This is a genomic window from Clostridium sp. Marseille-QA1073 (genome assembly GCF_054863625.1).
The window spans coordinates 17,787-31,976 of the sequence record NZ_JBSVQM010000035.1 but is presented as its reverse complement, the minus strand read 5'-3'; the positions used below and the strand labels follow the sequence as shown (position 1 = coordinate 31,976).

Below are 14,190 nucleotides of genomic sequence, written 5' to 3'. Positions count from 1 at the left end.
TAATACTTAAATATGACATTGGATTATCATATAAAGATATATCTAAAATTCTAGATATGAGTGAAGATAAAATAAGAACATATCTTTATAGAGCTAGAAGAAATTTTAAAGCGGAATATGGAGGAAAAGGTAATGGGAAAAGATAATGAAAATCTAAATGAAGAATTAGAATCTAATATTAAAAAAGGTAACATAGAAGATATATTTAATGATAAAAAAATAAGAAAATCTATGAGAATAACAAAAATAAAAGCACTATTAAGAACAGTAGTTATATTTTTTGTTTGTTTAATAAGTACTTATTTTACAAATAATTATTATTTGAATTATTTAGATAACAAAATTGTAGAACAAAATGAATATTATTTAGATGTTTCATCACCAAATGTTGTACGTAATGGAACTGGCTATCAGGAGGGATTCTTTTCAGGACATGCTATCTCTGGATATGATAAATATATAAACGGAGTCCGTGTAAGTCTAGGTGGAGTTGAGTATAATTATGGAATTTTGAATAGTAATAATGGAAAAATTGAACCAACTGTAGATATTTTACCTAAAGCCCCAAAAAATTATGAAGATATTGAAGAAGGAACAACATATAATGGCTTAGGTCATAGACTAATGAAGTTTTATCATCCAAAAGTTAATTTTAAAAGATATAAGAATGATTTAAGTTTATTAGAGGAATTAGAAGATAGTAAAAACATAGAAATGGCACTATCTTTTGATAAGTCTTATTCAGTTGGTGAAGTTCAAAAATTGATTCCTAAAGAGATAGATTTGGCTTGGTATTGGGTAGATACATTTAATAAAGATGAAATAATTAAAATGAATGATACTAATAATTTGGATAGAGTATTAATAGAAACTTATGATAGCATGATTGGATTTATGGGTAGTGATAAGGGAAGAGGTTCATCAAATAAACGATACGAAAAACCTGAGGAAAGATTTATTTGGACTTTAGAGAATATGAATAAGAAAAATAAAGATAAATGTAAAAACATATTTGAAATATTAGAAGATAGCAATGGAAATATAGATGCAAAAAAAATTAGAATAATAGGGGTAGTAGTTACTGGGGATAAAAAATCTTTATCCACACTTAAGGATAAAACGTGGATAAAAGCATCAAGTTTTGGGGTAATTGTGGATAAGTATTAAAAATTTTAAAAAAGTAATTTAAATAATTATAGAAGAATATATAATAAATTGAATTATGGATAAAAAGCGTGATTAATTATCACGCTTTAATCTGTTTCAAATAATTTTTTTGTAAAATCAAGACAAGGAGTTTGACTATCACCAAAGCTAGGCAAAGTTCTTGTGAAATTAGTAAGACCTAAGCCTTCAGTATAAGTTTTAGTTTCTTTGTAAGTATTATTTCCAAAACCTTCAATGTTATTGACTGTAGTTTCCGTTTCTATTATTTTCTTACCTTCTTCATTTTTGCCTATATTTATTATCTTAGTAGATGCAGTATATTCCTTAGACTTATAATTAAATTTTTCAGTCCAAGTATTATCTACAATTAAAGGTGATACAAGAATTTTACTATCCTTAATTATAGATTGAGAATGCACATCATTAGGGGTATCAATAATTTGTCTTACGGAATTACCATCAAGTATATAACTAAGTTTTATATTTAATTTTGACCTATCTAGACCTTCATCACTCATAGGAATTACTTTACTAGATATGTTAACTATAGTTTCATTATCATTACTTTCTGTGCTACTTACGTTTATTTCTTCTGCGTATTCTAGACTTCCACTATAATATAAAGTAGTATTTTCTTGTAATTTAAAAAATTTATATAATACTTTATCCTTAGCAGGGGAAATGTCTTCGCCATAAGCTACCTTAAGAATATTTTTCTTAAAAAACACAAAGGTTAGTATTGATATAACAAAGATAATTAATATAGCAATAATAACTTTTTTATTGCAGCTTTCCATAATACATTCCTCCATATATTTTTCGAGCATAATGTTTTATAATCTTATTATATACAAATAGTTAATATATAAGTTACAAATAAATTATATATTTATTACATATTTGTTACAAATGAAATTTATATGTTACAAATTTTACATTATAATTTTACATTAATATTACAATATTAATATAGATAGAATCTAAAGAAAATAAAAATTTATGGAGATGGCAATATGAAAATTAATAATAATATACTAAAAGTTGAGTTTATAAGAAGACCCAATAGATTTCAAGGATATGTTATCATAGATGGTAAAGAAGAGTTAGTACATGTACCGAATACAGGAAGGTGTAAGGAGATATTGATTCCAGGATGTACTGTAGTGTTAAGAGAGGAAAATGCACCTACTAGAAAAACAAGGTATGACCTTATTGCAGGATATAAAGGAGATAAGCTTATAAATATAGACTCACATATTCCAAATAAAGTAGTAGAAGAAGCTTTAAAGTTAGGAAATATACCTTCTTTAAAAAAGTATAATATCATAAATAGAGAAAAAACCTTTGGAAATAGTAGGTTTGATTTTAAGTTAAGTAATGATAATGGAGAAGAATATTATTTAGAAGTAAAGGGAGTAACTCTTGAAGAAGATAAAAAAACTATGTTTCCTGATGCGCCTACAGAGAGAGGGAGAAAGCATTTGTTAGAATTAGTAGATGTAAAACATACAGGAAGAGGAGCAGGAGTTCTATTTTTAATTCAAATGAATAATATTGAAAGTTTTTCTCCTCATGATAAAATGGATAAAGAGTTTGGGGAAGCATTAAGATATGCAAAATCAAAAGGAGTAGATATTTTTGCTTATGAATGTGAAGTCGGGGATGACTTTATAACTTTAAGTAAAGAGGTTAAGGTTATACTATAATTTAAAAGCTTAAAAATGATAAACTAAGAGTAATAAGTTTAAATTTAAGAAATAAGGGTAAGAAAGAGGAGATTCTATGATTTATAATTATTGTCCTATTTGTGGAAATAAGCTTATTGAAAGAAGTAGTTGGGATGAAGGAACAGTGCCATACTGTGAAAATGATGATATATTTTTCTTTAATACACCTAAGCCTTGTGTAGTAGTAGCGGTAGTAAAAGAGACAGAAATACTTCTTTTAAAGCAAAGTTATATATTTAAAAATTCTAAGGTCTTGGTATCAGGATATGTTACGAATGGAGAAACAGTAGAGGAGACTGTTTATAGAGAGGTTAAAGAAGAGACAGGAATTACCATAGGAAATATTAAATATTTAGGGAGTCAATGCATAGAAGATAAGGACTTATTAATGCTTACTTTTGTAGCAAAATATGAAGAGGGAGAAATAAATAAATCTTCAGAAGTAGAATGGGTAGGTTGGCATGATTTAGATATAGCTCTTTGTGAAATGGTAGAAGATAAGATAGGAAAAAATGTAGTTAAACATATATTAGATGAACTTAAAATAGAAAGTAAAGCATGCATATATAATTGGGAATCTAATTAAAAGTTAACGATTTAAGTTTTAGTTAGTATCGAAAGTTTTATATAAAAAATTAGAGCAAGAGATTTTTAAAATTTATTTTTGATATAAGAATTTTTAAGTTATTTGAAGAAGTAGTTTTAAATTTTATAAAATAACTATTATATATGAGATTATAAAATAAAGCTTCTTAGCATAGTTTAAGAAGCTTTTTAAGTTATTAATTACTTAAGTTAATCTCACTAATTCAATTTTAAGTTCATTATTATTATATTCTATATTAACATCATCTGTCATCATTCCTACTAATGCAAGCTCACAATCAGTATCATCATCGCCATTTAAATTCCAATAATATTCTTCCATTTCAGGTCTTCTTGGGGTAGATAAGGATAATTTAATTTCATTAAAGATATTTTCAGATAAATCATTTATATGCGCTTTTATAAAAATAGTAGTTTTTTTCTCTTCTCTTTTTAAATTTAAATCTATATTATGACAACCATGATTAAGACAAAACATCATAATTTCGTCTACTATTTTCATATTTTTTTGGTTAATATGTTTCATTAGTTTTCTTGCTCCTTTCTAAATGCAGTTATTAGTGGGACTAATATCATAGCTACAAAGCCAGCAGCAAAACCATTATGATATAAATTCATTCCACCATGAAGATATCCTATATTCATTACCATACATATATGTAAAAAACCAGATAAAACTCCATAATACCATCCAAAATGTCCTCCAATAGGACATAAAGTAGTGCTAAAGAGTATACCTAAAATCATACCTGGTGAAGTTATATCCCATACATTTAATAGTGCAGAAATAGTTGCACCTATTATAACTGGAAATATATTTTTTAAGTGCTTTCCAAAAGCTCCAAATCCTGCTACTGTAAATATACCTGAAACAGTTGCACCATTTAAGTCTCCTCCAATAGCCATTACAAAAGCTGTTGCAAAAATACCAAGCATACCCATATTAATAAATGTAAGACTTTTTCCAAATATAGAGTAATAATCACTTACTAATCTTCCAGAATAATTATATAACACAAATAAATTTTTTAAACACTTTTTATCAGAAAAATATCCTATTAATATCATTGCAGCAAAGAGGAATAATAATATTAAGAATAGAAGTGTATTATTACCAGTTGACCATAAAAGTTTTTTTTCAAACTCCACTCCAAAAGCTCTAAAGATTGAGGTTAAGCCTGTACCAATGAGACCACCAGCCAAGCCTATGTTTGCTAGACTATAGCCTTGGTGAAGCCTTAAGGTATAAGAAGCCATAGGAGCTAATATAAATCCTAAAAAAATACTTATAGATAAACTAACTATAATTGATAAATAAAAAGGTAAGAAATCTGAAAAAAATAATTCGCCAACTGTTGGAGATAAGGTAGTTCCAAAGAGCATTATTACTATAAAGTTGGTAAATGGTAACTTCTGTGATTTAGAGTATAGAAATATACCTATGACTATAGGCCAAATATTTAAAATGTTTTTTCCAAATAATGAAAAACCAGCAGTGGTAAATAAACCAGCTAATATAGCGCCATTAGGTTCAACCTTTAAAATAAGTAATAAAATAATCAAACTTGTTATTACTAAGGCTGAATTTATAAATGAGGCTCCAATGCCAGATAATTCAATATAATCAGTTATTAAAACGTCTGATTCAAGAATAATTTTTTTTAATCCTATTATTATATCTTTAGGGTTTTGAAGAAAGAATGCAATTATTGCTATTAATAGACAATATCCTAAAATAAAATAATAGGGAAAATATGTACTTTTTTCAATTCGTTTATACATATACTCCTCCTCATGGGTACTTAAATTTTTGTGAGTATAGTATATCACAGATGAATATACAACTAATATAAATTTTAGTAAAAAATAATTGTTTAAAGTGTTATAATAATATAATATTAATTATACTAATCAGTTTAAAAATTATACGGAAAGGAGAAAAAAATGAGAAAACATGTGCCAGAATTTAAAGGATTATTAAGAAGTCATATGATTGAACTTCCTAAGGTTATTAGAGATGCAAGTGGTATTATTATTTTTGGTAAAAGATTAAAAAGTTTTGTATTTTCCACAGATGTAGCTGTTATTAAGAATACAAATGCAGATGCAGTAATTGCAGTATATCCTTTTACTCCTCAGCCGAGAATAACAGAGGCACTTCTTCTAGCATCAGATGTTCCAGTTTTTTGTGGAGTTGGAGGTGCTATTACAACGGGAAAAAGAGTGATAAACTTAGCATTAGATGCTGAATTTAAAGGTGCCATGGGAGTTGTAGTTAACTCTTCTACTCCTAATGAAGTTATTAAAAAAATGAGAGAAACAATAGATATTCCTATAATAGTGACAATTGTCTCAGAATTTGAAGATATAGAGTCACGAATAAAAGCTGGTGTTACAATATTAAACGTATCAGGTGCTAAAAGAACACCATGTATAGTTAGACAAATAAGAGAAAAGTATCCAGAATTTCCTATAATGGCCACAGGAGGGCCAAATGAAAATAGTATTAGAGAAACTATTGAAGCTGGTGCCAATGCTATAACATATACTCCGCCTAATACAGGAGATATATTAAATGAAATAATGATTGCTCATAGAAATAGATATGAATCAGAACAAGAAGAGTAGTTTGTGAGGAAATATTTAATGAAAGCAGATATTGTAGTTTTTAATTGTAAAAAATGCCCAGAATATATTTCTAATAATTGTGATGGAAAGGCAAATAATTGCATGTGTAAAAATTGCCCAAGAAATTTAGCACAATGTATAATAACTAAATACTGTAGAGAAACTGAATCAATTATAGAAATATAAAACTCTTTGGTAGTGATAAATAAAGCACTACCAAAGAGTTTTATATTTTAAAGAAAAAAAAGCATTAATCATAATAAAGCGTCTTTAAAAAATAATTAATTAGCATGTTTTGTATCATGCTCTGTCGGTTAAATCTATTTATAGTGTTAATATCAGTAGATTCGATGTTCTTATCTTACACAAAATATCTCTCTAATCTTCTTTAAGTGTTTTATTTTAGAGACTTAAATTAAAAAAAATTATTATATACTGTAATTATTTATATATTTTATAGATGAATAAAAATACATTTAAAATAGAAAATAAGGTTATAAAGATAATTTTTAATAGTATAATTAAGATTGGAGGTATCAATTATGATATCAAGTGAAATAAAGATGAGAGTTGCACAAAATTGTCATGGTTATCAAGGAAGAAGTACATTTTCTATGATGAGTTTTGTAGAATCAAGTCAAAGTTGTAGTAATTGTAAGAATTATGTCAGAGGTCATTGTATTAAAAATTTATTTGATGGTATTTACGACAATATACGTATTAATTAATTGATGTTTTATTAAAAAATTAAATATAGAATTACAAATATTAAAAAATTAAAAATATTCGTAATATAAAATAAATTATGTTAAGTTGTTATATTCATAACTTGATGAATATTCTGATAAATGGTAAAATAATATTGTTTTTAAGGTAACTTAAAATTATAAATAAGGGGTTTATACCAATACGAATATGGAGGGTTTGTTATGCATAAAAGATTATTTATACCTGGTCCAGTAGATGTAGCACCAGATGTACTGGAAAAAATGGCCAGTCCTATGATAGGACATAGAAGCAAAGAGGCTTCAAGAGTTCAAAGAGCTATAAGTGACTATATGAGAGTGATATTTAATACTAAGGAAGAAATATTACTTTCAACAACTTCAGGTAGCGGACTAATGGAAGGTGCCGTACGTTCATGTACTGCAAAAAGAGCTGCTATATTTTCAGTAGGAGCTTTTGGTAACAGATGGTATGATATGGCTGTTGCTAATGGTGTTCCAGCTGATAAATTTGAAGTTGAATGGGGTACTGCGACAACTCCAGAGCAAGTAGATGAAGTATTAGCTACTGGAAAATATGATTTAATAACAGTAACTCATAATGAAACTTCTACAGGTATTATGAATCCGCTTGATGAAATAGCTAAAGTCGTTAAAAAATATCCAGATGTAGTATTTTGTTTAGATACAGTAAGTTCTGCAGCAGGAACTGAATTAAAGGTTGACGAATGGGGCGTTGATATTTGTATAACTTCAACTCAAAAAGCTATAGGACTTCCTCCAGGAATGTCAATGTGTACATTCTCTAAGAAGGCTATTGAAAGGGCTAAACAAGTTCCAAATAGAGGAATTTATTTAGATTTATTAGGATTGTATGAATATATACAAAAGAAAGATTATCAATATCCTTCAACTCCATCATTATCACATATGTTTGCATTAGAATATCAATTAGATAAAATTATAAATAAAGAAGGCTTAGAAAATAGATATAATAGACACATAGAAGGTGCTAAGATAGTTAGAACGTGGGCTGCAAAACATTTTGAAATATTACCACAAGAACCATATATGTCAAATACATTAACTAATATTAAAAATACAAGAAATATTGATATAGCTGCTTTAAATAAAGCATTAGGAGAAAGAGGATATCAAATTTCTAATGGTTATGGAAAACTTAAGGACAAGACTTTTAGAATAGCTCATATGGCAGAGACAAAACCAGAAGAATTAGTAGAGTTATTAAAAGTAATTGATGAAATATTAGGACTTGAATAGCCTTAAATAGAAAATTAAGAATGAAGAATAAAATAATTTTTCATTCTTAATTTACATTAGGCATTAACAAACAAATAAATAGTCAATATGATAGTTTACCTCGTGCTCTACTAGGGCTACATATTTTACTTATGTTAAGATTATTAATAAAATATGATTGCTTTTATAAGAGAAAGTATTCTTTTTATTTTTGTCTAGTTATTTAGATGCCTTAAAGGAATAGTTGCTACTAATAAATTATTAAATACTTTTGTTTTTATTATTGAAAATAATTATTAAAAAATAGATAAGATGGGGGTATAATTATGATAAGAATATTGGTTACAGACGGAATGGAAGCCAGTGGTGTTGAAAGCTTAAGATCTAAAGGATTTGAAGTAGTAGAACAGTTCTACGAACCAGAAGATTTAGGAAATGCTCTTAAAGAATTTGATGTTGTAGTAGTAAGAAGTGCGACAAAAGTTAGACAACCTATCATAAATAAGGCTGCTGAAGCTGGAAGATTGAAACTTATAATTCGTGGTGGAGTTGGTGTTGATAATATAGATGTAGCTTATGCTGAAGGAAAGGGAATAAAAGTTGCCAATACTCCAAATGCAAGTAGTGCATCAGTGGCAGAATTAGCACTTGCCCATATGGTTGCTATTACAAGATTTGTAAATATATCTAATGTTTCTATGAGAGAAGGGAAATGGGATAAGAAAAAATATGAAGGAACTGAGATAAGCGGAAAAACTCTTGGTTTGATAGGTTTTGGAAGAATTGCTAAAGAATTAGCTAAGAGAGCAAAAGCATTAGGAATGAGAGTCATATACACAAATAGAAGTGGTAAAGTCGAAGGATGTAATGAATTTGAATATGCTACTTTAGAAGAATTATTACCACAAGTAGATTATTTATCTTTACACATTCCATTTGCAAAAGATAAAGGTGCTACTATAAGTAAGGCTCAATTTGATATGATGAAAGATGGAGCATATTTAATTAACTGTGCTAGAGGTGGAGTTGTTGATGAAGCAGCGTTAATAGAAGCTTTAAATAGTGGAAAAATAAAAGCAGCGGGAATAGATGTATTTGCTGAAGAACCAACTAAAAATACTGAGCTTGTAAATCACCCTAAGGTATCTGTTACACCACATATAGGTGCTTCAACTGTTGAAGCTCAAACAAGAATTGGAGAAGAAATAGTAAGTATTATTACTGAATTCTTTAAATAATATTCTAAAATACAGAGGAGGGAGAAAAATGGCTGTAGTAAGACCGTTTAAAGGGATAAGACCACAAAAAGAGTTGGTAGATAAAGTTGCTGCACTACCTTATGATGTTATGAACACTGAAGAAGCAAGAGAGATGGTAAAAGGAAACCCGTACTCTTTCTTACATGTTGATAAGGCCCAAATAGATCTAGATCCAAGTATAAATCAATATGATAAGATTGTTTATGAAAAAGCTAGAGAAAATCTTTATAACATGATAGATGAGAAAGTATATATAAGAGATAGTGAATCTTGTATGTATATATATAAACAAATAATGGATGGAAGAGTTCAAACAGGTATAGTAGGATGCACTTCTATAGATGATTATATGAAAGATATAATTAAAAAACATGAACATACAAGAGCAGAGAAAGAGCAAGATAGAATCAATCATGTTGATTATTGTAATGCAAATACAGGCCCTATATTTTTAACTTATAAGAATGTATCTGAAATTGATAAAGTTGTTATAGAGTGGACTAAAAAAGAGCCAGAATATAATTTCGTTTCAGAAGATGGAATAACTCATATTGTATGGGTTATAAATGATAAAAATACTGTAGATAAATTAGAAAATTTATTTAAAGAAGTTAAATATTTATATATTGCTGACGGTCACCATAGAGCAGCGTCAGCTGTTAAAGTTGGACAGTTAAGAAGAGAGCAAAATCCGCAATATACTGGAGAAGAAGAATTCAATTTCTTTTTATCTGTAATTTTCCCAGCAGAAGATTTATATGTTATGGATTATAATAGAGTTGTAAAAGATTTAAATGGTTTTTCTACAGAGGAGTTCCTAAGTAAAGTATCTGAAAAGTTTGATATAGAAGCTTATAACTGCTGTAATCAATGTAAACCAGAAGAAAAAGGTACTTTTGGGATGTACTTAGATAAAAAGTGGTATAAGTTAACTGCTAAGAAGGAGACTTTTGATGCAAAAGATCCAGTAGCAAGTTTAGATGTTTCAATATTACAAAATAATCTATTAAGACCGTTGCTTGGTATAGAAGATCCAAGAACTAGTGATAGAATAGACTTTATTGGTGGAATAAGAGGACTTAAGGAGCTTGAAAAAAGAGTTGATAATGGTATGAAAGTAGCATTCTCAATGTATCCTACAAGTATAGTTGAACTTATGAACATAGCTGATGCAGGAGAAGTTATGCCGCCAAAATCAACTTGGTTTGAACCAAAACTAAGAAGTGGAATATTCGTTCACGAGCTAAAATAAATATATTTTATAAAAGACTCAAACATTTTATGCGAATGTTTGAGTTTTTTATAAGATATATCTAAACTTATATTTTATTGAAATACTTAAATTTCAATTATTAATAATAACTAAAAATGAAGTTAATGGTTAATTGTTATAGATAACTTATTAGATGAGTTAGTGACTTAACATAATCTTAACGTAATTTAATAAAAAAAACGTTGACATATATAATTGATAAGAATACAATAATAGTGAAAATTAAATATACCTCGGTAGGTGAGGTTACTACAAGGATACGGGTTGCTGCCGTGAAAGAGTGGAAACATTCTTAACTGGTTAGCAGGTTTTGCCGAACAAAGAAGGCTTAATCTAATGCAATTTCATTGCCTTGCAGAGCCAAAACTTGGACGAGAAAGTGTTGTTTATAATGCCTTCGTCATGTTTAAGTTTTGACGAGGTTTTTTTAATTTATTTTGAATTTTCAGGAGGTGAAAAGAATGGAGGCTGGCAGTAGTAGTACGGACAGTGGAGGTAAGGAGATATATTTAAAGAATAATGGACATTTAATGTCAAGCTCTACTTCTTCTCACAGGAGTTTGATAAAACCTATCATATAGATAGCTTCTTAAAATATATACATTTTTGTTAATCAAATTTATTATCTTCACTATTTCTTTATTGAATATAATTCGTATATTTATTAGCCTCAAATTAAATACTATTTTAAAAAGGTTTAAAAAATATTTTTATTAACCTTTGGTTTCTTATTGTCTTTTTTAGAATTTGGAGGTGTGAATTATGATTAAAAAAAGAAATGTGAGTATAGAAAAGAGAGTAGAAAATTCTGTAAACAGACTTATTAGTTTTAGTAAAATGAATTTAGAAGAAATTTATAAAGAACTTAATACAGATATTAATGGACTATCTAATAAAGATATAGAAGATAAAGTTGAAAAATATGGACTAAATCAAATAGCACATGAAAGACCAACACCATGGTTTATAGAGTTAATTAAAGCTTTTATAAATCCTTTTATCATAGTATTATTAGTACTTGCGGTTGTATCCTTAATAACTGATGTTATTCTTGCTGCACCAGGAGATAAAAGCTATGTAACAGTAATAATCATTAGTATAATGGTAATCATTAGTGGGTTATTAAAATTTTCTGAAGAATTTAAATCTAGTAAAGCAGCAGAAAAATTAAAGGCATTAGTAAAAACTACTACATTAGTTCATAGACAAGATATGGGAAAAAAAGAAATAGATATGGTGGAAATTGTTCCAGGAGATATAGTGTATCTCGCTGCAGGTGATATGATACCTGCTGATATAAGAATAATATCAAGTAAAGACTTGTTTGTTAGCCAGTCATCACTTACTGGGGAATCAGAACCTGTTGAAAAATATCCAAATTTAAAAGAAAAAGATAAGAATTTGGGAGTAACTGAACTTGATAATATTTGCTTATTAGGGACAAATATTATTAGTGGAAGTACGACTGCTGTAGTAATTGCAACAGGAGATGATACGTACTTTGGTTCTATGGCATCTTCACTTTCAGGACCAAGAGTTAAAACAAGTTTTGAAAAAGGTGTAAATAGTGTAAGCGTATTACTTATAAAATTTATGCTTATAATGGTACCTATAGTATTTTTTATAAACGGAATAACTACAGGTAGATGGTTAGAAGCACTTCTTTTTGCAATATCTGTTGCAGTAGGACTTACACCTGAAATGCTTCCTATGATTGTAACTTCCAATCTTGCTAAGGGTGCTGTTTCAATGGCTAAGCATAAAACTGTAGTAAAAAAACTAGATGCTATACAAAACTTTGGAGCTATGGATGTATTATGTACTGATAAAACAGGCACTCTTACTCTTGACAAGATAGTTGTAGAAAGACATTTAAATATTAATGGAGAAGAAGATATAAGAGTATTGAGACATGCCTATTTAAATAGTTTTTATCAGACTGGACTTCGTAATTTAATGGATGTTGCAATATTAGAACATGGAAAAGACCAAGGGTTTAATGAACTTGAGAAAAATTACATGAAAGTTGATGAGATTCCATTTGACTTTTCAAGAAGAAGAATGTCAGTAGTATTAAAAAGTGAGGATGGAAAAAGGCAACTTGTAACAAAGGGTGCTATTGAAGAAATGCTTTCAATATGTACTTTTGCAGAATATAACGGAGAAGTAGTGGAACTTACAGAAAAAATAAAGAATAAAGTTCTTAATATGGTGACTAAATTAAATAATGAAGGAATGAGGGTCATTGCAGTTGCACAAAAAAATGACATTCCTGATGAAAATACATTCAGTATAAAAGATGAAAGCAATATGGTTCTTATGGGATATATAGGATTTTTAGATCCACCAAAGGAGTCAGCAGCAGAAGCAATAAAAGCATTAAAAGAAAATGGAGTAAATGTAAAAGTATTAACTGGAGATAATGATGCAGTAACGAAAAAAATATGTAAAGAAGTTGGATTAACAGTAAATAATATACTTCTTGGCTCTGATATAGAAAAAATTAGTGATGAAGAATTGTCAAAATTAGTGGATAACACTAATGTGTTTGCCAAGCTTTCACCGCTTCAAAAATCAAGAATTATTAAAGTATTGCAGAATAAAGGGCATACCGTAGGATTTATGGGCGATGGTATCAATGATGCTGCAGCTCTTCGTCAGGCTGATGTAGGTATATCAGTAGATACTGCGGTAGATATAGCAAAGGAATCAGCAGATATAATTTTACTTGAAAAAAATCTAATGGTACTTGAAGAAGGGGTAATAGAAGGAAGAAGAGTTTTCGGAAATATAATAAAGTATATTAAAATGACTGCAAGCTCAAACTTTGGGAATGTATTTAGTGTATTAATTGCTAGTGCGTTTTTACCATTCTTACCAATGCTTCCTATTCATCTTTTAGTACAAAACTTACTTTATGATATTTCTCAAATATCAATTCCATGGGATACTATGGACCAAGAATATTTGAGAAAGCCAAGGAAATGGAATGCAGATGATATTAGTAGGTTTATGATTTTTATAGGACCAATAAGTTCTATATTTGATATAATTACCTATCTGGTAATGTGGTTTGTATTTAAGGCAAATACTCCAGCAATGCAAGCATTATTCCAATCTGGTTGGTTTATAGAAGGACTATTATCACAAACTTTAGTAGTTCATATGATTAGGACTAAGAAAATACCATTTATTCAAAGTAGAGCAACAGCTCCAGTTTTATTATTAACAGGTGTTATAGTTGTAGTAGGTATATTTATACCATTTACTTCTTTTGGAGCATCAATAGGACTTCAAGCGCTACCATTATCATATTTTCCATGGCTTATTGGAATTCTTTTATCCTATTGTATACTCACTCAAATAGTAAAAACTATGTATATTAAAAAATTTAATAGATGGTTATAATTATATAAAAAAAACTCAAACATTTTATAATGAATGTTTGAGTTTTTTAGTAATATATAGATAAATTTGTATATTGATTAAGATTTTAAGTCATATATAAAATTGTTACCAACATAGTAAATAGAATAATAGTTTAT

Annotated in this window: 14 protein-coding genes and 1 riboswitch; of the genes, 11 read left to right on the top strand and 3 right to left on the bottom strand. The window is 28.3% G+C overall.

The window, feature by feature from the left end:
• Positions 1-2: 2 nt before the first annotated feature.
• Both ACY1IQ_RS19775 and ACY1IQ_RS19770 read left to right on the top strand, forming a co-directional pair.
• Complete coding sequence (locus ACY1IQ_RS19775) at positions 3-146, top strand: sigma factor-like helix-turn-helix DNA-binding protein (protein ID WP_461615601.1); 144 nt, start codon at positions 3-5, stop codon at positions 144-146.
• Complete coding sequence (locus tag ACY1IQ_RS19770; protein ID WP_461615600.1) at positions 133-1,167, top strand: anti sigma factor C-terminal domain-containing protein; 1,035 nt, start codon at positions 133-135, stop codon at positions 1,165-1,167. Before ACY1IQ_RS19775 ends, ACY1IQ_RS19770 begins: the two co-directional genes overlap by 14 nt.
• 86 nt (positions 1,168-1,253) lie before the next feature.
• On the opposite strand, the gene ACY1IQ_RS19765 is transcribed toward ACY1IQ_RS19770, so the two are convergent.
• Positions 1,254-1,964, bottom strand: coding sequence for a hypothetical protein (locus tag ACY1IQ_RS19765; protein ID WP_461615599.1), 711 nt, complete (start codon positions 1,962-1,964; stop codon positions 1,254-1,256).
• 216 nt (positions 1,965-2,180) lie between these two features.
• On the opposite strand from ACY1IQ_RS19765, the gene sfsA reads away from it, so the two are divergent.
• On the top strand, positions 2,181-2,873 hold the full coding sequence (sfsA, locus tag ACY1IQ_RS19760) for a DNA/RNA nuclease SfsA (RefSeq protein ID WP_461615598.1): 693 nt from the start codon (positions 2,181-2,183) through the stop codon (positions 2,871-2,873).
• Between the two features lie 76 nt (positions 2,874-2,949).
• The gene (locus tag ACY1IQ_RS19755) at positions 2,950-3,480 is read left to right on the top strand and encodes an NAD(+) diphosphatase (RefSeq protein ID WP_461615597.1); all 531 of its coding nucleotides are present in this window, start codon (positions 2,950-2,952) and stop codon (positions 3,478-3,480) included.
• A 204-nt stretch (positions 3,481-3,684) separates the two neighbouring features.
• On the opposite strand, the gene ACY1IQ_RS19750 is transcribed toward ACY1IQ_RS19755, so the two are convergent.
• Entirely contained in the window at positions 3,685-4,026 is a 342-nt protein-coding gene (locus ACY1IQ_RS19750) for a hypothetical protein (protein WP_461615596.1), read from the bottom strand.
• Positions 4,026-5,282: a DUF1576 domain-containing protein gene (locus ACY1IQ_RS19745; RefSeq protein WP_461615595.1), complete on the bottom strand. Its 1,257-nt coding sequence runs from the start codon at positions 5,280-5,282 to the stop codon at positions 4,026-4,028. The genes ACY1IQ_RS19750 and ACY1IQ_RS19745 overlap by 1 nt, the downstream gene beginning before the upstream one ends.
• A gap of 162 nt (positions 5,283-5,444) precedes the next feature.
• On the opposite strand from ACY1IQ_RS19745, the gene ACY1IQ_RS19740 reads away from it, so the two are divergent.
• The 7 genes from ACY1IQ_RS19740 (at position 5,445) to mgtA (ending at position 14,053) form a co-directional block, all read left to right on the top strand.
• On the top strand, positions 5,445-6,128 hold the full coding sequence (locus tag ACY1IQ_RS19740; protein WP_461615594.1) for a beta/alpha barrel domain-containing protein: 684 nt from the start codon (positions 5,445-5,447) through the stop codon (positions 6,126-6,128).
• An 18-nt stretch (positions 6,129-6,146) separates the two neighbouring features.
• Entirely contained in the window at positions 6,147-6,314 is a 168-nt protein-coding gene (locus tag ACY1IQ_RS19735) for a hypothetical protein (RefSeq protein ID WP_039629747.1), read from the top strand.
• A 356-nt stretch (positions 6,315-6,670) separates the two neighbouring features.
• Complete coding sequence (locus ACY1IQ_RS19730; RefSeq protein WP_291560118.1) at positions 6,671-6,856, top strand: hypothetical protein; 186 nt, start codon at positions 6,671-6,673, stop codon at positions 6,854-6,856.
• 201 nt (positions 6,857-7,057) lie between these two features.
• Entirely contained in the window at positions 7,058-8,134 is a 1,077-nt protein-coding gene (locus ACY1IQ_RS19725; protein WP_461615593.1) for a pyridoxal-phosphate-dependent aminotransferase family protein, read from the top strand.
• Between the two features lie 305 nt (positions 8,135-8,439).
• On the top strand, positions 8,440-9,351 hold the full coding sequence (locus tag ACY1IQ_RS19720; RefSeq protein ID WP_461615592.1) for a D-2-hydroxyacid dehydrogenase: 912 nt from the start codon (positions 8,440-8,442) through the stop codon (positions 9,349-9,351).
• 28 nt (positions 9,352-9,379) lie between these two features.
• The gene (locus ACY1IQ_RS19715; RefSeq protein ID WP_461615591.1) at positions 9,380-10,624 is read left to right on the top strand and encodes a DUF1015 domain-containing protein; all 1,245 of its coding nucleotides are present in this window, start codon (positions 9,380-9,382) and stop codon (positions 10,622-10,624) included.
• 246 nt (positions 10,625-10,870) lie between these two features.
• Positions 10,871-11,031: riboswitch (M-box (ykoK) riboswitch) on the top strand.
• Positions 11,032-11,407: 376 nt separating this feature from the next.
• On the top strand, positions 11,408-14,053 hold the full coding sequence (gene mgtA, locus ACY1IQ_RS19710; RefSeq protein WP_461615590.1) for a magnesium-translocating P-type ATPase: 2,646 nt from the start codon (positions 11,408-11,410) through the stop codon (positions 14,051-14,053).
• Positions 14,054-14,190 lie beyond the last annotated feature (137 nt).